Source organism: Blastococcus sp. TF02A-26 (assembly GCF_003319125.1).
Classification (GTDB): domain Bacteria; phylum Actinomycetota; class Actinomycetes; order Mycobacteriales; family Geodermatophilaceae; genus Trujillonella.
Window position 1 is genome coordinate 66,203 of record NZ_QOHG01000019.1, and the last position, 22,034, is coordinate 88,236.

The 22,034-nt window shown below is 74.6% G+C and carries 24 protein-coding genes; 11 read left to right on the forward strand and 13 right to left on the reverse strand.

Features of this window, described 5'->3' with window-relative positions; all coding sequences use genetic code 11:
- Positions 1-193 precede the first annotated feature (193 nt).
- The 3 genes from DQ240_RS18860 to DQ240_RS18870 all read left to right on the forward strand — a co-directional run bounded on the left by DQ240_RS18860 (position 194) and on the right by DQ240_RS18870 (position 3,369).
- Entirely contained in the window at positions 194-1,069 is an 876-nt protein-coding gene (locus DQ240_RS18860; protein WP_113841258.1) for a sigma-70 family RNA polymerase sigma factor, read from the forward strand.
- A 133-nt stretch (positions 1,070-1,202) separates the two neighbouring features.
- Positions 1,203-2,330 carry a DUF5667 domain-containing protein gene (locus DQ240_RS18865; RefSeq protein ID WP_113841259.1) on the forward strand — a complete coding sequence of 376 codons (1,128 nt, stop codon included), beginning with the start codon at positions 1,203-1,205 and terminating at the stop codon, positions 2,328-2,330.
- 85 nt (positions 2,331-2,415) lie between these two features.
- Positions 2,416-3,369 carry an HAD family phosphatase gene (locus tag DQ240_RS18870; RefSeq protein ID WP_113841260.1) on the forward strand — a complete coding sequence of 318 codons (954 nt, stop codon included), beginning with the start codon at positions 2,416-2,418 and terminating at the stop codon, positions 3,367-3,369.
- A gap of 4 nt (positions 3,370-3,373) precedes the next feature.
- On the opposite strand, the gene DQ240_RS18875 is transcribed toward DQ240_RS18870, so the two are convergent.
- The 5 genes from DQ240_RS18875 to proC all read right to left on the reverse strand — a co-directional run bounded on the left by DQ240_RS18875 (position 3,374) and on the right by proC (position 7,186).
- The gene (locus DQ240_RS18875) at positions 3,374-4,282 is read right to left on the reverse strand and encodes a lysophospholipid acyltransferase family protein (RefSeq protein WP_113841261.1); all 909 of its coding nucleotides are present in this window, start codon (positions 4,280-4,282) and stop codon (positions 3,374-3,376) included.
- A complete protein-coding gene (locus tag DQ240_RS18880) occupies positions 4,275-5,381 on the reverse strand; it encodes an NAD-dependent epimerase/dehydratase family protein (RefSeq protein ID WP_113841262.1) in 1,107 nt (368 codons plus the stop codon). Before DQ240_RS18880 ends, DQ240_RS18875 begins: the two co-directional genes overlap by 8 nt.
- A gap of 10 nt (positions 5,382-5,391) precedes the next feature.
- Positions 5,392-5,490: a 30S ribosomal protein bS22 gene (locus tag DQ240_RS18885; protein ID WP_012854759.1), complete on the reverse strand. Its 99-nt coding sequence runs from the start codon at positions 5,488-5,490 to the stop codon at positions 5,392-5,394.
- A gap of 269 nt (positions 5,491-5,759) precedes the next feature.
- Positions 5,760-5,975 carry a helix-turn-helix domain-containing protein gene (locus DQ240_RS24550; RefSeq protein WP_091941630.1) on the reverse strand — a complete coding sequence of 72 codons (216 nt, stop codon included), beginning with the start codon at positions 5,973-5,975 and terminating at the stop codon, positions 5,760-5,762.
- Between the two features lie 380 nt (positions 5,976-6,355).
- Entirely contained in the window at positions 6,356-7,186 is an 831-nt protein-coding gene (gene proC, locus DQ240_RS18895; protein WP_113841263.1) for a pyrroline-5-carboxylate reductase, read from the reverse strand.
- A 122-nt stretch (positions 7,187-7,308) separates the two neighbouring features.
- On the opposite strand from proC, the gene DQ240_RS18900 reads away from it, so the two are divergent.
- Positions 7,309-7,884: a type 1 glutamine amidotransferase domain-containing protein gene (locus DQ240_RS18900; RefSeq protein WP_113841264.1), complete on the forward strand. Its 576-nt coding sequence runs from the start codon at positions 7,309-7,311 to the stop codon at positions 7,882-7,884.
- Between the two features lie 4 nt (positions 7,885-7,888).
- On the opposite strand, the gene DQ240_RS18905 is transcribed toward DQ240_RS18900, so the two are convergent.
- Complete coding sequence (locus DQ240_RS18905; protein ID WP_113841265.1) at positions 7,889-8,653, reverse strand: hypothetical protein; 765 nt, start codon at positions 8,651-8,653, stop codon at positions 7,889-7,891.
- Complete coding sequence (locus DQ240_RS18910; RefSeq protein WP_113841266.1) at positions 8,653-9,597, reverse strand: Ppx/GppA phosphatase family protein; 945 nt, start codon at positions 9,595-9,597, stop codon at positions 8,653-8,655. Before DQ240_RS18910 ends, DQ240_RS18905 begins: the two co-directional genes overlap by 1 nt.
- A gap of 71 nt (positions 9,598-9,668) precedes the next feature.
- On the opposite strand from DQ240_RS18910, the gene DQ240_RS18915 reads away from it, so the two are divergent.
- Together DQ240_RS18915 and DQ240_RS18920 are read left to right on the forward strand one after the other, a co-directional pair.
- Positions 9,669-10,547, forward strand: coding sequence for a hypothetical protein (locus tag DQ240_RS18915; protein WP_113841267.1), 879 nt, complete (start codon positions 9,669-9,671; stop codon positions 10,545-10,547).
- 61 nt (positions 10,548-10,608) lie between these two features.
- Positions 10,609-12,804, forward strand: a complete 2,196-nt coding sequence (locus tag DQ240_RS18920; protein ID WP_158548807.1) for an MFS transporter — start codon at positions 10,609-10,611, stop codon at positions 12,802-12,804.
- On the opposite strand, the gene DQ240_RS18925 is transcribed toward DQ240_RS18920, so the two are convergent.
- Positions 12,805-13,815 (reverse strand): helix-turn-helix domain-containing protein, encoded by a 1,011-nt coding sequence (locus DQ240_RS18925; protein ID WP_113841269.1) that lies wholly within the window; start codon positions 13,813-13,815, stop codon positions 12,805-12,807.
- A gap of 81 nt (positions 13,816-13,896) precedes the next feature.
- Here DQ240_RS18925 and DQ240_RS18930 point away from each other — a divergent pair, with 81 nt between their 5' ends.
- Positions 13,897-14,151 carry a hypothetical protein gene (locus tag DQ240_RS18930; protein WP_147262036.1) on the forward strand — a complete coding sequence of 85 codons (255 nt, stop codon included), beginning with the start codon at positions 13,897-13,899 and terminating at the stop codon, positions 14,149-14,151.
- A gap of 10 nt (positions 14,152-14,161) precedes the next feature.
- Positions 14,162-14,356: a DUF3072 domain-containing protein gene (locus tag DQ240_RS18935; protein WP_113841271.1), complete on the forward strand. Its 195-nt coding sequence runs from the start codon at positions 14,162-14,164 to the stop codon at positions 14,354-14,356.
- 17 nt (positions 14,357-14,373) lie between these two features.
- On the opposite strand, the gene DQ240_RS18940 is transcribed toward DQ240_RS18935, so the two are convergent.
- Both DQ240_RS18940 and DQ240_RS18945 read right to left on the reverse strand, forming a co-directional pair.
- Positions 14,374-15,054 carry a response regulator transcription factor gene (locus DQ240_RS18940; protein ID WP_113841272.1) on the reverse strand — a complete coding sequence of 227 codons (681 nt, stop codon included), beginning with the start codon at positions 15,052-15,054 and terminating at the stop codon, positions 14,374-14,376.
- Complete coding sequence (locus DQ240_RS18945) at positions 15,051-16,301, reverse strand: cell wall metabolism sensor histidine kinase WalK (protein WP_113841273.1); 1,251 nt, start codon at positions 16,299-16,301, stop codon at positions 15,051-15,053. The genes DQ240_RS18940 and DQ240_RS18945 overlap by 4 nt, the downstream gene beginning before the upstream one ends.
- Before the next feature lie 227 nt (positions 16,302-16,528).
- Between DQ240_RS18945 and phoU the strand changes: the two genes are divergently transcribed.
- Both phoU and DQ240_RS18955 read left to right on the forward strand, forming a co-directional pair.
- Positions 16,529-17,185 (forward strand): phosphate signaling complex protein PhoU, encoded by a 657-nt coding sequence (gene phoU, locus DQ240_RS18950; protein ID WP_113841274.1) that lies wholly within the window; start codon positions 16,529-16,531, stop codon positions 17,183-17,185.
- 165 nt (positions 17,186-17,350) lie between these two features.
- Positions 17,351-18,274, forward strand: a complete 924-nt coding sequence (locus tag DQ240_RS18955; RefSeq protein ID WP_113841275.1) for a DUF559 domain-containing protein — start codon at positions 17,351-17,353, stop codon at positions 18,272-18,274.
- Positions 18,275-18,362: 88 nt separating this feature from the next.
- Here DQ240_RS18955 and DQ240_RS18960 read toward each other — a convergent pair whose 3' ends face one another.
- The 3 genes from DQ240_RS18960 to mshA are packed head-to-tail and all read right to left on the reverse strand — an operon-like array spanning position 18,363 to position 20,984.
- Positions 18,363-19,118, reverse strand: coding sequence for a phosphoglyceromutase (locus DQ240_RS18960; protein WP_255410916.1), 756 nt, complete (start codon positions 19,116-19,118; stop codon positions 18,363-18,365).
- 19 nt (positions 19,119-19,137) lie between these two features.
- The gene (locus tag DQ240_RS18965) at positions 19,138-19,665 is read right to left on the reverse strand and encodes a YbjN domain-containing protein (protein WP_113841277.1); all 528 of its coding nucleotides are present in this window, start codon (positions 19,663-19,665) and stop codon (positions 19,138-19,140) included.
- Positions 19,662-20,984, reverse strand: a complete 1,323-nt coding sequence (gene mshA / locus DQ240_RS18970; protein ID WP_233498823.1) for a D-inositol-3-phosphate glycosyltransferase — start codon at positions 20,982-20,984, stop codon at positions 19,662-19,664. The genes DQ240_RS18965 and mshA overlap by 4 nt, the downstream gene beginning before the upstream one ends.
- A 102-nt stretch (positions 20,985-21,086) precedes the next feature.
- Between mshA and DQ240_RS18975 the strand changes: the two genes are divergently transcribed.
- Positions 21,087-21,860, forward strand: coding sequence for an SDR family oxidoreductase (locus DQ240_RS18975; RefSeq protein ID WP_113841278.1), 774 nt, complete (start codon positions 21,087-21,089; stop codon positions 21,858-21,860).
- Positions 21,861-22,034: the final 174 nt, after the last annotated feature.

Sequence of the window (22,034 nt, forward strand, 5' to 3'; positions counted from 1 at the left end):
TCCGTGGCGCGCGGGGTCTCCACCCGGCGGAGGGACACCCGCGAGGGGCGGCTCCCCGGGTGGCGTGGACGGGCTCCCGCGATGTTGTCACCATGTGACCAGCACCGCAGCACGCGCGCGGCCTCCGGACGGGGCGCGCCCCGGACGAGCCGGTCCCGATCCCCCCGGGCCGACGAGGAGGTCGACGCCGCGCATGGCCTCCTCCCGACCCCTGGACGAGCGGTCCGCCGCCGTCCCGGAAGGGGCCACGGGGCTGGCTCCCGCCCCGCGCCGGCCCAGCCCCCGACCCCGGCCCACGCCGCACCCCCGGGTCAGCGGGGAGTCGGTGGCCGCGCCGCCCCGGCTGCCGAACGTGGTGGCGGACCTGGCGCCGCTGCCCGCCCCGGCACCGACGGCACCCGTCGGGGACGCCCCCGAGCACACCGACCCCAGCGCCCTCGCCGACGACCCGACCGCCGAGGCGGAGTCGGAGGCGGAGTCGGAGGCGGAGGACGCCGCGCTCACCGACGCGCTGCCCGACGACCAGGTCGACGTCTGGGAACTGGTCCGGCTGGCGCAGGAGGGCGACGCCGAGGCCTTCGGCCGGCTCTACGACCACTACGTGACGATGGTCTTCCGGTACCTCTACCACCGCGTGGGCGACCGGACCCTGGCCGAGGACTTCACCAGCGAGACCTTCGTGCGGGCGCTGCGCCGGATCGACTCGCTGTCGTTCCAGGGCCGCGACGTGGGCGCCTGGCTGGTCACGATCGCGCGCAACATCGTCCGGGACCACGTGAAGAGCAGCCGGTACCGGCTGGAGGTGGCGACCGCGGACATGCGCGACGCCGACCGGGCGACCGAGGGCCCCGAGGACGCCGTCGTCTCCCGGCTCACGCACGAGCAGCTCCTGGCTTGCGTCCGGCAGCTGGGCAGCGAGCAGCAGGAGTGCATCTCGCTGCGGTTCCTGCAGGGGCTGTCGGTGGCCGAGACCGCGGCGGTCATGGGGAAGAAGGACGGCGCGATCAAGGCCCTGCAGCACCGCGCCGTCCGTCGGCTGGCGAGCCTGCTCCCGGAGGGTCTGCGGTGAGCGCGGGGCCGGCCGGGAGAATTTCTGTGGTTACCCGTGAGTACCCCGTAACGACTCCCCGTCAGGGGTCGTTGGTCTGCCGGATGCGGGTCCCGGGGAGTGGGATCCGCCGGGGATCGACCGGAGGGACGCGATGAGGACGGAGGACAGCGCCGTACCCCCCTTCCGTTCCGCCGGCGCGCGGGACCGGGAGGAGCTGGTCGTCGAGCGGCTCCGGAACCTGAGCACCGCGCTGGACGACGAGCCCTCGGCCGACTTCCGCGCCGCGACTCGCGCCCGCCTGGTGGCGATGGCCGCGGTCCGGTCCCCCGAGCCGGCGCCCGAGGGTCTCGCCGGGCGGCTGCTCCGTGCGCGGGCGTCGGACGGCCCGCGGTCGCGCTGGCGCACCCGGGTCACCGCCGGGCTCGCCGGCGCCGCGCTCGCCGTCAGCGCCCTGGGCACCCTCGTCGCCCTCTCCGCCGACGCCCAGCCGGGCGACCTGCTGTACCCGCTGAAGCGGGGCACCGAGCAGACGCAGCTCGCGCTGGCCGGCGACGACCGGGCGCTCACGCTGCTGGAGTTCGCGAGCACCCGGCTCGACGAGCTGGCCGCCACCCCCGAGGACCCCGAGCTGGTCGTCCAGACGCTCGCGACGATGGACGAGCAGACCGCCGAGGGCACCGCCCTGCTGGTCGGTTCCGCGCTCGGGTCCGGGTCCGCGGCACCCGTCGACCGGCTGGCCGCCTGGAGCGAGGAGCAGTCGACCGCCCTGGCGGAGCTGCAGCCCGCCCTGCCCGCGGCCACGACCGGCGCGGCACAGGCGTCGCTCGAGCTGCTGGACGCCGTCGACGCCCGGGTCGCCGCCGTCCAGGCCGCGCTCGGGTGCGCCGCCCTCCCGCCCAGCCGTGGCAGCGACGACCTGGGGCCGATCCCCGGCGTCTGCGAGGTCGTCGCCCCGCCGTCGGCGGCGCCCGCTCCCCCGGCCGACCCGGCGGGTCCTCCGGCCGGCGAGCAGCCGCCGGCCCCGTCGGCGCCCAGCGCGGCACCGTCCGGTCCGCCGGCTCCCCCGGCGGGCACCGGGAGCGGCACCGGCTCCGGGGGTGGGGCGCCGTCCACCGCTCCGCGCCCGCCGGCGCCGTCGCTGCCCCTGCCGCTGCCCGGTCCGGGCGGGACGACGCCGACCGTGCCGTCGCTGCCCACCGCGACGACGACGCCGGGCCTGCCCCCGCCGCTGATCGACCTCCCGCTGCCGTGCATCCTCGGGCTGCTCTGCGACCGCTGAGCTGAGCGGGGCCCGGGGTCGCACTAGGGTCCAGGGTGCAGGTCCGCTGCAGCTCGTGGCGGGCCCGGAGCCGAGGAGGTCGCCCGTGCCGGTCCTGCCCTTCCGCGGCCGCCGGGTCCCGGAGAACCCGGGAGTCGGCGAGGAGTCACGGGCGTCGGTCGCCGGCGCCGCCTCCGCCGCCGCGGCCGAGGTCGAGCCACCGGCCGCGGTCGTCCCCGACGCCACCGGCGCCGCCTTCTTCGACGTCGACAACACGATGATGATGGGCGCGTCGCTGTTCTGGTTCGCCCGGGGACTGGCGGCGCGGAAGTACTTCACCGCGCGCGACCTGGCCCGCTTCGCCTGGCAGCAGGCGAAGTTCCGGATGGCCGGCAACGAGAGCGCCGACGACATGCACACCATCCGGGAGAACGCCCTGGCGTTCGTCACCGGACGACCGGTCAGCGAGATCATCGAGGCCGGCGAGGAGATCTACGACGAGCTGATGGCCGACCGGATCTGGGCCGGCACCCGGGTGCTCGCGCAGAAGCACCTCGACGCCGGCCAGCGGGTGTGGCTGGTGACGGCGACGCCGGTGGAGCTGGCCAGCATCATCGCCCAGCGCCTCGGGCTGACCGGCGCCCTCGGCACCGTCGCCGAGGTCCGCGACGGCCACTACACCGGGCGCCTGGTCGGCGAGCTGATGCACGGCGAGGCCAAGGCCGAGGCCGTGCGCGCGCTCGCCGAGCGCGAGGGGCTGGACCTGTCCCGCTGCACGGCCTACAGCGACTCGTCCAACGACCTGCCGATGCTCACGCTCACCGGGACCGCGGTCGCGGTGAACCCCGACACGGAGCTGCGCGCGGTGGCGCGGTCGCGCGGCTGGCAGATCCGCGACTTCCGGACCGGACGCAAGGCCGCCAAGATCGGCATCCCGACGCTGGCCGCGGCCGCGCTGTCCGGCGGCGTCGTCGGCGGCACGCTGGCGATCCGCCGCCGCAACCAGCCGGTCGCGCCGCCGCCCCCGGCCCCGAAGCGCCTGCTCGCCCGCCTCTTCTGAGCGGTCAGCCGAAGACGGAGGGGCGCTTCAGCAGGAGCTGGTAGAGCGACTGCTGGATGGTCTCGCGGACCTGGTCGGTCAGGTTGAACACGAGCATCGGGTCCTCGGCGGCGGCGGGACCGTAGGAGGCGGTCTCGATGGGCTCGCCGAACGCGATGAGCCACTTCGAGGGCAGCGGCACCAGACCCAGCGGGCCGAGGAGCGGGAACGTCGGGGTGATCGGCAGGTAGGGCAGCCCGAACAGCCGCGCGGCCGTCTTGGCGTTGCCGATCATCGGGTAGATCTCCTCGGCCCCGACGATGGCGCAGGGGATGATCGGCACGCCGGTCCGCAGAGCCGCTGTGACGAAACCGCCCCGACCGAACCGCTGCAGCGTGTAGCGGTCGCGGAACGGCTTCCCGACTCCCTTGAAGCCCTCGGGGAAGACCCCGACCAGCTCGCCGTCGGTGAGGAGCCGCTCGGCGTCCTCGCTGCAGGCCAGGGTGGCACCGAACTTGCGAGCCATCGCACCGATGAACGGCAGCTCGAAGACCAGGTCCGCGCCCAGCAGGCGGAACCGCCGCTGCGCGGGGTGGTCGTCGTGGAGGGCGACGGTGGTCATCAGCCCGTCGACCGGGATGGTGCCGGAGTGGTTCGCCACGACGAGCGCGCCGCCGGTGGCCGGCACGTTCTCGACGCCGTGGGTCTCCACCCGGAACCAGCGGTTGAACAGCGGCCGGAGCATCGGCAGCAGCACGTTGTCGGTGAGGTCGGGGTCGAACCCGAACTCGTCCGTCGCGTACTCGCCGGTCAGTCGGCGTTGCAGGAACTCGAGGGTGTCGGTGAGCTGCCGGTCCCAGCTCGGCGGCGACGACGGCGGGACGTGCGGCTCGTCGTCGTCGGGCCGCAGCGGGATGACGCGGGCCTCAGGCATCGCGCACCGCCCGCAGCCCCGGCGCCGGCGGGGCCGGGCGCAGCCGGTCCCCCACGGAGGCGGCGGTGTGCCCCAGGCGCCCGATCACCCGCTCGGCCCGGCCGGTCACCCCGGCGACGAGCTCGGGCGAGACCACGGGGGAGACCGTCCGCGCGTAGTCGGCGAGCGCCTCCTCGGTGGTGTACCGGGGCGTGTAGCCGAACTCGGTGCGCAGCACGGAGGTGTCGACGACGCGGCCGAAGTTGAGGAAGCGCATCTGTTCCGGGGAGTAGTCGATGAAGCCGAACCGGCGGGTGAGCCGGCCCAGGGAGCCCAGGGTGGGTGAGGGCAGCGGCACCTGCAACCGGCCGAGCCGCCGGATCACCTGGGAGAGCAGCAGCGTCCCGTCGCCACCGACGTTCACCGTGCCGGCGAAGTCCCCGGTGGTGGCGCGGGTCAGCACGGACAGGGCGTCGTCCTCGTGCAGGAGCTGGACCCGGGCGTCGTAGCCGAGCGCCGTCGGGACGACCGGCATCCGCAGGAAGCCGGTGAGCAGCGAGTCGATCCGCGGCCCGATGAAGTTGGTGAAGCGCAGCACCGCCACGCCCACGTCGGGACGGCGGCGCGAGAAGGACCGCACGTAGCTCTCGATGTCGAGGCTGTCCTTGGCGAAGCCACCGGACGGCACCCGCCGGGCCGGCATCGCCTCGGTGAAGACGGCGGGATCACGCGGGGACGCCCCGTAGACGGCGCTCGTCGACTTCAGCACCAGCCGGCGCACCGAGGGCGCGCGCTGGCAGGCCGCCAGCAGCTGCATGGTCCCGATGACGTTGAGTTCCTTCATCGGTCCGCGGCCACCGGCCCCGGCCGGGGTGGAGCTGATGTTCATGTGCACGACGGTGTCGACCGACGCCGTCGTGATCACCTTGCCGATCAGCGGGTTGCGGATGTCGGCGCGCACGAACTCGGTGCGGCCCAACCGGCGCAGCATCTCCGCCGACGGGGGGACGGTGTCCACCCCGATCACCCGCCCGACGGCGGGATCGTGGGCGAGCTCGGCCGCCAGCGCACCACCCAGCCACCGGCTGACACCGGTGACCAGGACGACCGCGGGCGGCACGAGCGTCAGCTCACTTCTTGTTGCGACGCTGGACGCGGGTCTTCTTCAGGAGCTTGCGGTGCTTCTTCTTCGCCATCCGCTTGCGGCGCTTCTTGATGACCGAACCCATGGTCTGTGCTCCTGAGGTCTACGGGTGCGGCACCGCGACCGTGAGGTCGACAGGTGCCACGGGGGGTGATCAGCTCGTGCGCGGCCGGTCGGGGACGGTGCCCCGAGCCGCATCGCGCCGAGGATACCCGGCAGGCCCGCGGCCACGCTGCCGCGGGAGCCGGAGACACCCCGCTCGAGGGTGAGGCAGCTGACCGACCGCCACACCTCCGCCCCCTCCCAGGGGCCCACCCGGAGCCTGCGAAGGGTGGGGACGAAGGGGGTCCTTCCTCAGGCGATGTCGGTGTAGGCGTCGCGCAGGTAGTCCTGCACGGCGCGCTCCGGCACGCGGAAGGAGCGGCCGACGCGGACGGCGGAGAGCTCGCCGGCGTGGACGAGGCGGTACACGGTCATCTTGGAGACGCGCATCATGCTGGCGACCTCGGCGACGGTCAGGAAGGTGACCGAGGCGCGGGGGGCCGGAGCGGCCGGGCGGCCGACGGGCATCGCGGCCGGGTGCTGCGGGCCGACCGGGCGGGCCATCGTGGCGGCCGAGATGGGCCGGCCGACGGGACGCGGAGCCGGGACGCCCTGGCGGGGGGCGGCGTACTGGGCTGCGTGACGCTGCTGGGGCATGGTCATGACTTCGTCTCCGGACTAGCACGTATCGGGTGCCGGCTTCCCCACCGGCTACGGGACACGCACGTGCTGATACAGAGAGTAGGGGGGCCGGCGTGACAGATGCGACGTATGAAACGGACATGCGGACCGGTCCGTCCTGGGCAGAAATACACCTATGTAGCTCTGTCGACATGTCCCTCGGGCGCGTCGGCCGACCCGCGCGCGCGACATGCCTCCCGGATGCGCCGCGGAGGGCCCGTCGACCCCTATCTTGAGGGGTTCTGCGCGCCCAGCTCGAGGCTCCGGGCGTGCGCGGCCTCGGCCGCTGCGGCGAGCGCGGCGCGGACGCCGTGCGCCTCCAGCGCGCGCAGCGCGGCCGCCGTCGTCCCGCCCGGGCTGGTCACCGCCTCGCGCAGCTGCACCGGGTGCTCGCCGGAGTCCCGGAGCATCGCCGCGGCGCCGACGGCGGTCTGCACGACCAGGTCGGCGGCGAGCGTCCGGGGCAGGCCGAGCAGCACACCCGCGTCGACCAGGGCCTCGACGACGTAGAAGAAGTAGGCCGGCCCGCTGCCCGACAGCGCGGTCACCGCGTCCTGCTGCGCCTCGGGGACCCGCCGCACCGCGCCGACGGCGGCCAGCAGCGCCTCGGCCTCGTCCAGGTGCTGCTCGCCCGCGTGGGCACCGGCGGAGACCACGCTCATGCCCTCCCCGACCAGGGCCGGGGTGTTCGGCATGACGCGGACGACGGGCACACCGGCCGGGAGCGCGGCCTCGATCCGGGCCGTCGGGACGCCCGCGGCCACCGACACCACGAGGTGGCCGGCGTCCACCGAGCCGGCGAGCGCGCTCAGCAGGGAGTCGACGTCCTGCGGCTTCACCGCCAGCAGCAGCACCCGGCACCGCGCGGCCGCCTCGGTCAGCCCGAGCACCTCGACGCCGTGGCGGGCGGTCAGCTCGGCGGCCCGCGCCTCGCTGCGCTCGCAGACGACGACCTCGCCGGGGCCGCTCCGCGCGACGAGCCCGGCCAGCAGCGCCTCGCCCATCTTGCCGCCGCCGACGACGGCCACACCGGTTCGCCTCTGCACCGGTCCGGTCATGCGCCCGCTCTCCCTCGCTCGTCCGCTGCTCCCGCCGTCCGCGGGACCAGGAGCCGAACCGTATCCGGGCGCCGTCTGCCGGCCGGGTGTGCCGCCCGGGGTCGCGGGGTAGCCGCCGCCCCATGTCTGACGAGCTGAGCGGGATGAGGGTCGCCGTCCTGGCGACCGACGGGGTCGAGCAGGTCGAGCTGGAGCGGCCCTGGCAGACGCTCGAGGAGGCCGGAGCCGAGCCGGAGCTGGTGTCCCTGGACTCGGGGCAGATCACCATGTACCAGCACATCGACAAGGGCGACCCCAGGAAGGTCGACACCACCGTGGGCGACGCCGATCCCGACGACTACGCCGCTCTGGTGCTCCCGGGCGGGGTCATCAACGGCGACTTCGTCCGGGCCGACGCCGACGCCGTCGCGTTCGTGAAGGCCTTCTTCGACGCCGGCAAGCCGGTCGCCGCCATCTGCCACGCCCCCTGGGTGCTGGCCGAGGCCGACGTCGTCCGGGGACGGCGCATGACCTCGTGGCCGTCACTGCAGACCGACCTGCGCAACGCGGGCGCCACGTGGGTGGACGAGGAGGTCGTCGTCGACGGGACGCTGGTGACCAGCCGCAACCCCGACGACCTCGACGCGTTCGGAGCCGCCATCGTGGACGTCTTCGCCCGGGCCGACGCCGAGACCGATCCCGAGGAGGAGCAGGCCTAGGGGCTCAGATCCGGTTCACCAGCGCCGCGGCCGGTGCCACCGTCAGCAGCGTCCCGGCGAAGACGAGGACGACGACCAGGCGCAACCCCAGGGGCTCGCCGCCGAACCGGTGCCGCCAGGCGCCGACCGCGCCGACCAGGGCGGTGACCGCGAGGGGGGCGATCACGACGGTGGCCCGGGGCAGCTGCTCCCAGAGCACGGTGAACAGCAGGTAGATCCCGACACCGGCCGCCAGCGCGACGACCATCTCGCCGGCGAACCGCAGCCAGGCGAGCGCGCCGCCGGCGGGCTCGTCCTCCAGCAGCGGCGGGTCGTCGTCCCGGACGACGGGGATCGGACCGGTCGAGGGCCCGGAGTCCTCGCCCGGCGCGCCGGGCACCCCGGGCTTGCGGGAGGGGCGCAGTCCGGGGATGGCCGCGGTCGACGGCCCGCCCGAGTCGCGCCCGCGAGAGGCGGGCAGGTCGGGCGACGGCGGGCGGACCCGGCCGGCGAGCGGGTCGGCGGGGACCCGTCCCCGGGCCTTCACCGGGTCGGCGGGCGCGATCGGCGGGGTCTTGCCGGTGTCCCCCGCCCGGCGGCCGAACGCCGGCCCGTCGGCGACCCGGCCGGTGTCGCCGTCGCCCCGGGAGCCGCGCTGCCGGACGACGGGCTCCTCGACGCTGTCCCCGCGACGGCGCCGGCCGGTCCGCGGCGACTCGACCCCGGCCTCGCGGAGGATGTCCGCCAGCGACCGGCCCCCGGTGTCGGGGTCCCTGCGCGGAGCGGACATCACACGCCTCCCAGAGAATCCAGCCGCCGGAGGATGACGCCCTCCCGCAACGCCCACGGACCGATGCGGACGAACGGTACTTCCAGGGCGCGCATCGCCGCCTGCGCCACCACGGCGCCGGCAGGGACTTGGTGCGCGCGGTCGGGCGACACGCCCTGCAGCTCGGCCAGCGCGGAGCTCTCGATGCGGGAGACGAAGCCGAGCAGCTGCCCCAGCCCGTCGGCGGTCAGCTCGCGCGGGACACGCAGACCGGCGGAGTAGGGCGCCGCGCCGGTCAGCCGGGCGAGGGTCCGGAAGGTCTTGCTGGTCGCGACGACGAGGTCGGGCGGTCCCACCGCCCGGAGCTTCTTGGCCGCGGGCGCCAGCAGGTCGTCCGCGTGCTCCTGGAGCTCGCGCAGCGCAGCCAGGTCGGGCCGGCCACCCGAGGCGGCCTCCGGGAGGAAGCGCCGGGTCATCCGGCCGGCACCCAGCGGGAGGGAGAGCGCGACATCCGGGTCCTCGTCCATGCCGGCTGCCAACTCGAGCGACCCGCCGCCGATGTCGAGCACGAGCAGCCGCCCGGCGCTCCAGCCGAACCAGCGCCGGACGGCGAGGAAGGTCAGCCGGGCCTCGTCCTCGCCGCTGGTCACCTGCAGCTCGACGCCGGTCTCGGCCCGCACCCGCTCGAGGACCTCCATGCCGTTGCGGGCCTCCCGGATCGCCGAGGTCACCAGCCCCAGCAGCTCCTCGCAGCCCAGCTCCTCGGCCTGGGCGCACGCCTCGCGCACGGCGCGGATCAGCGCCTTCTCCCCCGCCTTGGACAGCAGGTCGTCGTCGCCGACGTGCTCGGCCAGGCGCAGCAGCCACCGGTCGTCGTGCGTCGGGGTGGGGTGACCACCCCGGTGGGCGTCGACCACGAGGAGGTGGACGGTGTTCGATCCGACGTCCAGCACCCCGAGCCGCATGCGGTCAGTCTGCCGGGCGCCCGCGAGCGCGGCCGCGCGGGCACCGGCGCCGGGCTCCCTACCCTGGGTCCGTGCCGCACGAGAACGACCCCGAGGTCCCGGTCGAGGTGGACCCCGACCACCCCCGCGAGTGGCTGGAGTTCCCCGACCCGGCCGACCCGGGCCGCGTCGTCCGCGCCGACCTGACCTGGCTGAACTCCGCCTGGACGTGCGTCTTCGGCCGCGGCTGCGCCGGCGTGGTCGAGGGCCGCGCCGACGACGGCTGCTGCAGCCACGGCGCGTTCTTCAGCGAGGAGGACGACCTCCTGCGGGTCACCGCCGCGGTGGCCGAGCTCACCGACGAGGACTGGCAGCTCGCGCCGGTGGGCCGCGGCGCGTGGACCGAGGCCGACAGTGCTGACGAGGGGCAGGCCCCCGACGCCGAGGACGGCGCCCGGGCCCTGCGCACCCGGCTGGTCGACGGCGCCTGCGTGTTCCTCAACCGGCCCGGGTTCCCCGGGGGCGCCGGCTGCGCGCTGCACCGGATGGCGGTGCGCGAGGACCTGCACCCGCTCACCACCAAGCCCGACGTGTGCTGGCAGCTGCCGGTCCGCCGCGAGCAGGAGGTGGTCGACCGCCCCGACGGCAGCCGCGTCCTGGTGACGACGCTCGGCGAGTTCGACCGCCGCGGCTGGGGCCCCGGCGGGGCCGACCTGCACTGGTGGTGCACCGGCTCACCGGCCGCCCACGTCTCCCCCGAGCCGATGGTGCTCACCTACGCCGCCGAGCTGATCGCGCTCATCGGCGCCCCCGCCTACGAGGAGCTCCGGCGGCTCGCCGAGGCCCGCCTGGACCTCGGCATGGTCGCCCCGCACCCGGCCAGCCCGCCGCCGCGACGGCAGCCGCAGCCCGTGACGCTGCAGGTCCGCCGTCCGGGTGGAATCCACTCCCCCGGGCTCCAGGAGCCCTGATCGGGGGAGCCCCGCCACTACCCTCCCCGTCGTACCGACCGACGAGCGAACGGCGAGGCCAGTGACCGAGGACCACGCGAGCGCGCGTCCTCCCCGGGGTCCCGCGCCGCCCGACAGCGGGCTCCTGGGCCTCGTCCGGATCCCGGTGTTCCGCCGGCTGTGGCTGGCCGTCACCGTCTCCAGCCTCGGCGACTGGCTCGGCCTGCTCGCCACCACCGCGATGGCCGCACAGCTCACCCGGCAGGAGTCGGTGGCCGTCCAGGGCGCGGCGATCTCCGGCGTGATCCTGACCCGGCTGCTGCCGGACCTGCTGCTCGCCCCGCTGGCCGGAGCCCTCGCGGACAAGCTCGACCGGCGGGTGACCGCCGTCGTCGGCGACCTGCTGGCGCTCGGCCTGTACCTGTCGATCGCCGTCAGCTACGAGCTGACCTGGCTCTACGTCGCCCAGTTCCTGGTCGAGGCGGTCGGGCTGTTCACGAACCCGGCCAAGCAGGCCATGCAGGTGGCGATCGTCCCCCGCGAGCGGCTGGCGACGGCCAACCAGCTGATGCAGTTCTCCATCTACGGCGCCGTCCCGATCGCGGCGCTGGCCTTCGCCCTGCTGTCGACGCTGACACGTGCCGTCTCCGACGGCCCCGGCGCCGAGCAGACGGCGATCCAGGTCGCGCTCGTCTTCGACGCGCTGACCTACGGGGTGACGGCGTCCACGATCTTCCTGTCCCGTCACCTGCTGCCCGGGCGGGCCGCCGAACGCAGCGAGGGGACGAACGTCTTCTCGCTGATCGTCGAGGGGGTCTCGTTCCTCCGCGGGCAGCCGACCATGCGCGCGCTCTACATCGGCACCGTCGGGGCGTTCGGCGCCGGCGGGCTGATCATCGGCGTGGCCCAGCTCTACATCGCCACGCTGCGGGCCGGGCCGGCCGGCTACGGGATCATCTTCGGCACCGTGTTCACCGGCCTGGCGCTCGGCATGCTGGTCGGACCGCGCATCCTGCCGACGGTGCCGCGGCGCACCCTCTTCGGCCGCGCCATCGGCATGGCCGGCCTGGCGCTGCTGGCGATGAGCCTGCTGCAGGACTTCGTCCTCGCCACGGCCGCGGCCTTCCTCGTGGGCCTGTTCGCCGGGATGAGCTGGATCATCGGCTACACGCTGATCGGCCTGGAGGTCGAGGACCGGCTGCGTGGCCGGGTCTTCTCCTTCGTCGTCTCCTCGGTCCGGATCGTGCTGCTGCTGGCCGTCGCGGTCGGCCCCGGTCTCGCCGGCGTCCTCGGCTCGCACGAGTTCTGGATCGGCGACCTGCTGTTCAGCGTCACCGGCCCCGGGCTCACCCTGCTGGTCGGCAGCGCCATCGCGCTCCTGGTCAGCGTCTACGCCACCCGGCAGGTGGCGCCCCGGCACCGCAGCCGCGCGCGGGACATCCTGCGGCTGCTGTGGGGCAGCTCCGACATCCTCACCAGCACCTCGCAGTCGGCCGGGCTGTTCCTCGTCGTCGAGGGCGCCGACCGCGAGCTGACCCGGCGGTACACCGAGGCGCTGGCCGACGTCGTCCGCGACCGCGGCTGTCCCGTCGTCGTCACGTCCGAGCCCAGCGACACCGACCTGGGCCGTCGGGTCGGCCGCCTGCTCTACCCGCCGCGGCCGGCGACGACGTCGCACGAGCCCGGCTGGCCCGCGCCGGTCCCCCGCCCCGCACGGGGGGACGACGGCGAGGGCCCCCGGGTGGAGGCCTACACCGCGGCCCTGCTCGCCGCCGCCGACCGCGCCCAGCACGTGGCCACCGTCATCCGCCCGGCGCTGGCCGCCGAGCAGGTGGTGATCAGCTCGCACTACGTCGACGCCTCGATCGCCTTCCACGGCGCCGGGCAGGGCCTGGACGCCGAGCGCATCCTGCGGACCTCGATGTGGGCCACCCGCGGCCTGCTCCCCGACCTCACCGTCGTCGTCGACGCACCGGTCACCGAGGCGCCGGTCGACGCCGACCCGGCCGCGGTGCGCCGCGCGTTCGTCGGCCGTGCGGACGCCGCTCCGGACCGCTACGTCGTCGTCGCCGGGGAGGAGCTGGGCGCCGAGGCGCGGGAGACCGGGGTCGGACTGGTCTCGCCGGCGGTCCGCCAGCGGGTCGGGACCCTCCTCGGCCTGCGCTTCCCCGGCCGCGCCGGTCCGCCCCCAGCGGGCACGGCGCCGCCGGTCGAGGTCGGCCCCGCTGCAGGGGCCCGCGGCGAGCTCGCGAGGCGCGGGGGGCAGCGGGCTCCTTAGTCAGGCCGCGGCGTCGTCGTCCGCGGGGATGCTGTCGGCCCGCACCGCCCGGCGGAAGGTCTGCCGGTAGGCCCGCGGGGAGACGCCGCGGCGCCGCGCGAACTGGTCGCGGAACCCGGCCGCGGTGCCGAACCCGACGAGCCGGGCGATCTCCTCGATCGGGGCGTCGCTCTCCTCCAGCAGCGTCTCCGCGGCGGACAACCGCTGGGCGAGCAGCCAGGCGTGCGGGGTGGTGCCGGTGGTGGCCTTGAACCGCCGGGCGAAGCTGCGCGGGCTCATGAGGGCCCGGCGGGCCAGCACCTCGACGGTGATCTCCTCGGCCAGGTGGCCGCGGGCCCACTCGAGGACCACGCCGAGCAGGTCGTCCTCGCACGCGGCGACCGGGGCGTCGATGAACTGCGCCTGGCCACCGTCGCGGTGCGGCGGCACGACCATCTCGCGGGCCAGCGCGTTGGCGGCGGCGGCTCCCCACTCCCGGCGGACGAGGTGGAGCATCGCGTCCACGCCGGCCGCGGTGCCCGCGCCGGTGATGATCTGCCCGCAGTCGACGTAGAGGACGGCGGGGTCGACGTCCACCGCCGGGTAGCGGGCCGCGAGCTCGCCGGCGTAGCGCCAGTGGGTCGTCGCGCGGCAGCCGTCGAGCAGCCCCGCCGCGGCGACGGCGAAGGCGCCGGTGCAGTGGCTGACGATGATCGCGCCGCGGGCGTGGGCCGCACGCAGGGCGTCGAGGAGCTCGCCGGGCGGGTTGTCGTACATGCCCTCCCACGCGGTCATGAGCACCACGTCGGAGATCGCCAGCCGCTCGAACCCGTGCTCGACCACGATCGGCATGCCGATGTCGGTCCGGATGATCCCCGGCTCGTCGGTGACCAGCGCGAAGTCGAACGGCGGGAGCCCCATGGCGGTGCGGTCGTAGCCGAACACCTCGGCGACGACCCCGATGCCGAAGGTGCCGACGAGGCCGTCGGCGACGATGGCGCTGACGACGACCGGGCGCTGCGCAGTGGTCATGCAGTCACTATGGCAGGAATGACGCGATCCGTGTCACTCCGGCCACTCGTGGGTGCGATCACCGACGGCCAGGCTGATCGCATGTTGCTGATCACCTGCCCCGTCTCGCAGTCCGACGAGCTCGTCGCCGACCGGCGCATCCGGTCGGTCGTCAACCACCCGACGCACGTCGCCCTCTCGGTCGAGTGCCCCGCCTGCGGCAGCGTGCACGTCTACCGCACCGGCCGGCGCTGGGAGGACGCCCGCCGCCGGGTCGCCGAGGCCGACACCCGTTCGGCCACGGCCGCGGCGACCGCCGCCTCGGCTCGGGCTGCGCAGGAGCTCACCCGGGCCTAGGCTCGAACACATGAGCGAAGCCAACAGCACCGAGAAGGACCCGAAGGACTGGGTGACCGGGGACGAGCCGGCCACCGGGGCGCAGAAGAGCTACCTCAACACCCTGGCCCGCGAGGCCGGTGAGGAGGTGCCCGACGACATCACCAAGGCCGACGCCTCGGTGAAGATCGACGAGCTCCAGGAGGAGACCGGCCGGGGCCAGTAGCCCCGGCCGGCGAGCTCCTAGGCCTCGAACTTGTAGCCGAGGCCGCGGACCGTCACCAGGTACTCGGGGTTGGCCGGATCCGGCTCGATCTTGGCCCGGAGCCGCTTCACGTGGACGTCGAGGGTCTTGGTGTCCCCGACGTAGTCCGAGCCCCAGATGCGGTCGATGAGCTGGGCGCGGGTGAGCACCCGGCCGGCGTTGCGCAGCAGCAGCTCGAGCAGGTCGAACTCCTTGAGCGGCAGCGACACCGGCTGCCCCTCCACGGAGACGACGTGCCGGTCGACGTCCATCCGCACGGGGCCGGCCTCGAGCGCCCCGTCGGCCGTGACCTCGGGCTCGCCGCGACGGCGCAGCACGGCCCGGATGCGGGCGACGAGCTCGCGCGCGGAGTACGGCTTGGTGACGTAGTCGTCGGCGCCGAGCTCCAGGCCGACGACCTTGTCGATCTCGCCGTCCTTGGCGGTCAGCATGATGATCGGGACGTTGCTGCGGCTGCGCAGCGTCCGGCAGACCTCGGTGCCGGGCAGTCCGGGGAGCATCAGGTCGAGCAGCACGATGTCGGCGCCCTGCCGGTCGAACTCGTCGAGCGCCTGCGGGCCGGTGGAGGCCACGACGGCGTCGAAGCCCTCCCGGCGCAGCATGTACGACAACGCGTCGGAGAAGGACTCCTCGTCCTCCACCACGAGCACCCGGGTCATGGCCGTCCTTCCGTGTGTCCGCCGGCATGCGAGACGGCGGACGGGGACTCCTGCGCGGCGGCGGGTTCGCTGCCGGTGTCTGTGGGGGTCTGCCCGGCGGTGTCCGGGGCGTCGGCGGCGGCCAGCGGGATCCGCAGGGTGAAGGTCGACCCCAGGCCCTCCTCGCTCCACACCGAGACCGAGCCGCCGTGGTTGCTGGCGACGTGCTTGACGATGGCCAGGCCGAGACCGGTGCCGCCGGTGCTCGAGGCCCGGGACTGGTCGACGCGGTAGAAGCGCTCGAAGACGCGGGCCCGGTCCTCCCGCGGGATGCCGATGCCGCTGTCGGTGACCGCGATCTCGGCGAAGCCCGAGCGGGCGCGCGCGGCGACCGCGATGCGGGTGTTCTCCGGGCTGTAGTGCACCGCGTTGGCCAGCAGGTTGGTGACGGCGGTGGCCAGCTGGGCCTCGACGCCGCGCACGACGAGCCCGCGCTCCCCGCCCACCACCAGGTCGATCTTCTTGGCCGCGGCGGCGAGGCCGGTGCGGTCGGTCGACTCGTGGAGCACGGTGTCGACGTCGACCGGGACCAGCTCGGGCAGCGGCTCCCCGCCCTGCAGGCGGGAGAGGTCGACCAGCTCGCGGACCAGCCGCGCCAGCCGGTCGGCCTCGTGCGACATGCGGGTGGCGAACCGCTGCACCGTCTCCGGGTCGTCGGCGGCGTCCTGCACGGCCTCGGCCAGCAGCGCGAGCGCGCCCACCGGCGTCTTCAGCTCGTGGCCGACGTTGGCGACGAAGTCCCGGCGGACCTCCTCCACGCGGCGGGCCTCCGTCACGTCCTGCAGCACGAGGGCGACGGGTCCGGGCACGGGGGCGGAACCGCTCTCCAGCCGGACCCCGTGCACCCCCACCCGCCGCGGGCCCGATCCCACGAGGTCTCCGGGCAGCGAGACGTCGGCCCGGCGGCTGCCGCCGTCGCGGACGTCGCGCACCACCTGGAGCAGCTCCGGGACCAGCAGGCGCGTCCCACGCACGATGCCGAGCGCCCGCGCGGCCGGGTTGGCCAGGAGCACGGCCTCGTCGAGGTCGACGACCACGACCGCGGGGTCCATCAGGTCGAGCAGCCGCCGCGAGAGCAGCTGCTCGAGGGTCGGGTCCGGCTGGACCCGCACCGGCTCCTCGGCCAGCCGACGGCGCGTGACGACGACGGCCCCGACCAGGACAGCACCCAGGACGAGGCCGGTCACGAGGGCGACCGTCGGGCTCACGAGGCCGATGCTAGGCCGGGGGGATCTCCCGTCATCCCCCGTGCGAGTGGTGCCACGACGGGGTCGCGGGACTGTTCACGTCCCCGTGCCCCCTCGTTCACCTCACCGCGCCGACGACGTCAGAGAGCCCGGCCTACCCTCGGGGCCCGGAGCGTGGACGCCGGAGCGACCGGCGGCCGTCCCAGGCCGCCCCCGGCCCGTGGCGGGCCGACGAGGAGGGACCAGCCGTGCGCGAGCACTACCGCGAGGAACTCGAGGACATCAACTCCTGCCTGGTGGAGATGGCGAACTCCGTCGGTTCCGCCATGAGCACCGCCACCACGGCGCTGCTCGACGCCGACGTCGCCCTGGCCGACCGCGTGATCGCCGGCGACGAGCACATCGACGCGGTGCGCGAGAGCATCGAGCAGCGGTGCTTCGCCCTGCTCGCCCGCCAGCAGCCGGTCGCCACCGACCTGCGCACCGTCACCGCCGCGATGCGGATCGTCGCCGACCTCGAGCGGATGGGCGACCTCGCCGTCCACGTGGCCAAGGTGGCCCGGATGCGGTTCCCGGACCCGGCCGTGCCGCAGGAGGTCCGGCCGCTGTTCCTCGACGCCGGCCACATCGCCGAAAGCCTGGTCAGCAAGACCGCCACGGTGATCGCCAAGCTGGACGTCGAGGCCGCGGCGCAGCTCGAGGCCGAGGACGACCTCATGGACCAGGTGCACCGGCAGCTGTTCCGCGAGTTGCTGTCCGACAGCTGGCCGCACGGCATGGAGCAGGCGATCGACGTGACGCTGCTCGGCCGGTACTACGAGCGCTTCGCCGACCACGCCGTCAGCGTCGCCCGCCGCGTGGTCTACCTGGTGACCGGCGAGATGGAGATGCGCAGCTCGGTGTGACGCCTCCTTCCCGGGCATGGGTACCGATACCTGCGCTCCGGAGGTCGTGGGCGTAGGTATCGGTACCCATGCCTGGGTGCGCACGGCCGTCGTGACTCGCCGGGGGTTGTCCACAGGACGCCGGCCCTTCGCCCGAGGACCCGGCGAGTTGGTCACGCTGCGGCCGTGGACTGGCGAGCGGCGATCCGGACGGCGATGGCGGAGCACGGGCAGCTGGCGACGCGGCGGCAACTGCTCGGGCACGTCCCGGCCCTCGTCCTCGACGGGCACATCGGGCGGCGCAACCTCGTGCGCGTGTTCCCCCACGTCTACCGGCTCCGGGACGCCGCGGTCGACGAGCACATGGTGCTGCGTGCCGCGCTCGTGCACGCTGGGCCGGTATCCGCCCTGAGCCACACCACGGCCCTGGCGGTGTGGGGGGTCCGCACCCTGGAGCGCCCCCTTCACCTGACCGTCGACCACGGTCTCCAGCGCGTGGGTGCACCCGACCTCGTGGTGCACCGGCGGCTCTCGTTCGATCCGACCTCCGCGCAGTGCGTGGAGAGACGGGGTCTGCGCGTGACACAGCTGGCCCGGGCACTGGTCGACTCCTGGCCTCTGCTCCCGACCGAGGAGCGTCGTCCGCTGCTGCTGGACGTCGCCCGGCGCCGTCTCGTCACGGCCGACCAGGTGAGGGACGCGCTCGCCGAGCGTCCCAACGTCGCCGGTCGACGCGCTCTCGCTCAGACGGTCGACCTCATCGCTGACGGCGTGCAGAGCGAGCTGGAGGCCCATGGCGTGCTGCGGGTCTTCCGGCACCGGTCGCTGCCGCGCAGCGTCGGCCAGTTCCGGGTCACATTGCCGACGGGCGACGTGTTCCTGGACCGCTGTTGGCCCGAGGTCAAGCTCGTCGTGGAGCTGGACGGCGCGGCGCACCACACCTCGCCGGAGGACCGCCGCCGTGACCTGGCGCGCGACCGCGCGCTCGCCGCACTCGGCTGGGTCGTACTCCGCTTCAGCTACGCGGACGTCGTGCGCGACCCCGAGGGTGTGCGAGTTGCCGTGCTCGCGGCGTACCGGGAGCGGGCCCAGCAGTTGCGCACCCGCTGAGCGACGCCTCCCCCGAGGCATGGGTACCGATACCTGCGTCCTGGCGCCCGCCAGAGGGGGTATCGGTACCCATGCCTCGGGAGGGGCGCTACTTCTTGCCCTGGTTCTTGACCGCCTCGATGGCGGCGGCCGCGGCCTCGGGGTCCAGGTACTCGCCGCCCGGCTTCAGCGGCTTCAGGTCGTCGTCGAGGTCGTAGCGCAGCGGCACGCCGGTGGGGATGTTGAGGCCGACGACCTCGTCCTCGCCCATGCCGTCGAGGTGCTTCACCAGCGCCCGCAGGCTGTTGCCGTGCGCGGCGACCAGCACGGTCTTGCCCTCGCGCAGGTCCGGGACTATGGCGTCGTACCAGTACGGGAGCATCCGGACGACGACGTCGGCCAGGCACTCCGTGGCCGGACGGACCTCGGGCGGCAGGAACGCGTAGCGCGCGTCGCCGTCCTGGCTGTACTCGCTGCCGGCCTCGATCGGCGGCGGCGGGGTGTCGTAGGAGCGGCGCCAGATCATGAACTGCTCCTCGCCGTACTCGGCGAGCGTGGCGGCCTTGTCCTTGCCCTGCAGCGCGCCGTAGTGCCGCTCGTTGAGCCGCCATGACCGCTTCACCGGGATCCAGTGCCGGTCGGCGGCGGCCAGCGCCAGCTCGGCCGTGGTGATCGCGCGCCGCAGCAGGGAGGTGTGCAGCACGTCGGGCAGCAGCCCGGCCGCGGCGAGCAGCTCCCCGCCGCGGGTGGCCTCGGCCCGGCCCTTCTCCGACAGGTGCACGTCGACCCAGCCGGTGAAGAGGTTGGCCTTGTTCCACTCGCTCTCGCCGTGGCGGAGCAGCACCAGAGTCCCGGTCACGGCGATCATCCTGCCCGACGCCGGCTCAGGAGGCCGGGCCCGCCCCCGAGCGCCGGGTGGGGTCGGCGAAGTCGGCGAACGCCTCGAGGTTGCGCAGGGACTCCCCGCGCTTGACCCGCCAGGCCCACTCCCGCTTGATCGAGGTCCCGAAGCCGATCTCGAGCATCATGTTGAAGTGGTCGTCGGCGTAGCTGAGCACCGAGCCGAGGACCCGGTCGAGCTCCTCGGCGGTGACCGCGGCGTGCGGCAGCCGGCCGGTCAGGTAGACGTCGCCCACGGCGTCGATCGAGAACGCCACCCCGTACATCCGGGCGTTGTGCTGCAGCAGGTAGGTCCACAGCTGCTCGCGGTTCTCGTCGGGCTGGCGGCAGACGAACGCCTCGACCCGCAGCGCGTGGTCGCCGACCACCAGCCCGCACACGGTCTTCAGCTTCTTGGTGCCGGGGAGGTCGACCAGCCACTGCCCGGGCGCGGGGTGCTCGTGGACGAGCTCGCTGTCGCGCAGCGTCGCGGCGATCACCGCATCGAGCTCCTCGACCGAGCGCCGGGTCACCGGGCCACCTGCGCGCTGCCCACGGCCCGCAGCAGCCCGCTGCGCCGGCGGCGCGGCGCCCCGGCCATCTCGGCCGCCGCGGAGGTGTAGGCGTCGACCAGCGAGTCCGCGGTCCGGTCCCAGGAGAGGGCGGCCGCGTGCCGGCGCGCACCGGCCGAGAGCAGCTCGCGGCGGGCCAGCACGGACCGGACGGCGGCGGCGTAGTCCGCCGGGTCGCGGCCCTCGACCAGGACCCCGGAGAACCCGTCGCGCACGGCGGTCGGGAGCCCTCCGACCGCGGCGGCGACCACGGGGGTCCCGCAGGCCTGCGCCTCCAGGGCCACCAGCCCGAAGGACTCGTTGTGGCTGGGGACGACGGCGACGTCGGCGGCGCGGTAGTGCTCGGCCAGCCGGTCGGGTGGCTGCGGCGGGAGGAACCGCACCAGGTCGGCGATGCCGAGGGAGACCGCCAGCTCCTGCAGCTGCCGCGGCGCCTCCAGCCCGGAGCCGCTGGGCGCGCCGACCACCTGCACGCGCAGCCGGTCGCGCAGCGCCGGGTCGTCGGCCAGCATCCGGGCGGCGGTCTCGAGCAGCAGGTCGGGGGCCTTGAGCGGCTGGATCCGGCCCACGAACAGCAGGACGACGGCGTCGTCCGGCAGGCCGACCGCCCGGCGGGCGGCGCTGCGGTCGCCGGGCCGGAACCGGTCCAGGTCGACCCCCGGGGGGACGACGAGGGTGCGGCGCGGATCGGCGCCGTAGTGGCGGACGAGCTGCGCGGCCTCGTCCTCGGTGTTGGCGATCAGCCGGTCGGCCTCGGCGACGACCTGCTCCTCGCCGATGACGCGGGCCCGCGGCTCGGGGCGGTCCCCGGCGGCGAGCGCGGCGTTCTTCACCTTCGCGAGGGTGTGCGCGCTGTGGATCAGCGGCACGCTCCACCGGTCGCGCGCCAGGTAGCCGACCTGCCCGGAGAGCCAGTAGTGCGAGTGGACGACGTCGTAGTGGCCCGGCTCGTGCTGGGCCTCCTCGCGCAGCACCGCCGCGGTGAACGCGCACAGCTGGGCCGGCAGCTCCTCCTTGCCCAGACCCTCGAACGGCCCCGCGGTGACGTGGCGGACGAGCACGCCGGGGCTCATCTCCACCACGGGCGGCAGGTCGCTGGAGGTGGCGCGGGTGAAGACCTCGACGTCGATGCCGCGGGCGGCCAGCCGGCGGGAGACCTCGACGATGTAGACGTTCATCCCTCCGGCGTCACCGGCACCGGGCTGGTCGAGCGGGCTGGTGTGCACCGAGAGCGTGGCCACCCGGCGCAGCGGACCGGGGGTGTGCAGGCGGGAGACCACGCGCGTGCGACCTCCTGACCGGACCTGCGGGGGATGCGAGCCGTGGTGCCGGTGTGGCACCCCTGTCGACCTCCCATCCTGCAACAGCGCCAGGATGGGGGCATGTCCGGTTCGTCACGTCCCCCCGCCGACCTGCCCGGATCCGGGCGCACCGCCGTCGTCACGGGCGCCTCCAGCGGCATCGGGGCCGCGACCGCCGAGCGCCTGACCGCCGAGGGCTTCGACGTCGTCCTCGGCGCCCGGCGGCTGGACCGGCTGACCGCGCTGGCCGAGCGGATCGGCGGGCGGGCGCTGCCGCTGGACGTGACCGACCCCGCGTCGGTCGAGGAGTTCGTCGCGGCGCTGGACCGGGTCGACGTCCTGGTGAACAACGCCGGCGGCGCGTTCGACGCGAAGCCGGTCGCCGACGCCGACCTCGACTCGTGGCAGCGCGCGTTCGACGTGAACGTGCTGGGGGCCGTCCGGCTGACCAAGGCGCTGCTGCCGGCGCTGCGGGCGTCGGGGGCCGGCGACGTCCTCTTCGTCGGCTCGACCGCGGGGATGGTCAGCTACGAGGGCGGCGCCTCGTACACGGCGGCCAAGCACGGGGTGCACACGCTGGCGGGGACGCTCCGGCTGGAGCTGGTCGCCGAGCCGATCCGCGTCATCGAGATCGCGCCGGGGATGGTCCGCACCGACGAGTTCGCGCTCAACCGCACCGGGTCGGCGGAGTCGGCCGCGGCGGTCTACCGCGGGGTGCGCGAACCGCTGGTCGCCGAGGACGTCGCCGACTGCATCGCCTGGGCGCTGACCCGGCCGCACCACGTGAACGTCGACCTGCTCGTCGTCCGTCCCCGGGCCCAGGCCGCCCAGCACAAGGTCCACCGCGAAGAGTGAGTGGAGTCGCTCGAGTGCGGAAAACGCACTCGAGCGACTCCGCTAGGTGTACTGACCGGAGACGTTGGTCGAGGACGTGTGACGACACGATCTGATTGATCTTGTTCGGGGAGGACCTCCGGACGTGGAGTGGAGCTGCTGAAGGCACCCATTCCACGAGCTCCGGAGGTCCTC

What these genes read in the sequence shown, in the direction of transcription:
- proC (WP_113841263.1), bottom strand. Translation starts at nt 7,186, where the DNA reads ATGACCGGACCGGTGCAGAGGCGAACCGGTGTGGCCGTCGTCGGCGGC.
- DQ240_RS18905 (WP_113841265.1), bottom strand. Translation starts at nt 8,653, where the DNA reads ATGTCCGCTCCGCGCAGGGACCCCGACACCGGGGGCCGGTCGCTGGCG.
- DQ240_RS18925 (WP_113841269.1), bottom strand. Translation starts at nt 13,815, where the DNA reads ATGACCACTGCGCAGCGCCCGGTCGTCGTCAGCGCCATCGTCGCCGAC.
- DQ240_RS18865 (WP_113841259.1), top strand. Translation starts at nt 1,203, where the DNA reads ATGAGGACGGAGGACAGCGCCGTACCCCCCTTCCGTTCCGCCGGCGCG.
- DQ240_RS18875 (WP_113841261.1), bottom strand. Translation starts at nt 4,282, where the DNA reads ATGCCTGAGGCCCGCGTCATCCCGCTGCGGCCCGACGACGACGAGCCG.
- DQ240_RS18900 (WP_113841264.1), top strand. Translation starts at nt 7,309, where the DNA reads ATGTCTGACGAGCTGAGCGGGATGAGGGTCGCCGTCCTGGCGACCGAC.
- DQ240_RS18930 (WP_147262036.1), top strand. Translation starts at nt 13,897, where the DNA reads ATGTTGCTGATCACCTGCCCCGTCTCGCAGTCCGACGAGCTCGTCGCC.
- DQ240_RS24550 (WP_091941630.1), bottom strand. Translation starts at nt 5,975, where the DNA reads ATGCCCGTCGGCCGCCCGGCCGCTCCGGCCCCCCGCGCCTCGGTCACC.
- DQ240_RS18860 (WP_113841258.1), top strand. Translation starts at nt 194, where the DNA reads ATGGCCTCCTCCCGACCCCTGGACGAGCGGTCCGCCGCCGTCCCGGAA.
- DQ240_RS18940 (WP_113841272.1), bottom strand. Translation starts at nt 15,054, where the DNA reads ATGACCCGGGTGCTCGTGGTGGAGGACGAGGAGTCCTTCTCCGACGCG.
- DQ240_RS18910 (WP_113841266.1), bottom strand. Translation starts at nt 9,597, where the DNA reads ATGCGGCTCGGGGTGCTGGACGTCGGATCGAACACCGTCCACCTCCTC.
- DQ240_RS18885 (WP_012854759.1), bottom strand. Translation starts at nt 5,490, where the DNA reads ATGGGTTCGGTCATCAAGAAGCGCCGCAAGCGGATGGCGAAGAAGAAG.
- DQ240_RS18935 (WP_113841271.1), top strand. Translation starts at nt 14,162, where the DNA reads ATGAGCGAAGCCAACAGCACCGAGAAGGACCCGAAGGACTGGGTGACC.
- DQ240_RS18975 (WP_113841278.1), top strand. Translation starts at nt 21,087, where the DNA reads ATGTCCGGTTCGTCACGTCCCCCCGCCGACCTGCCCGGATCCGGGCGC.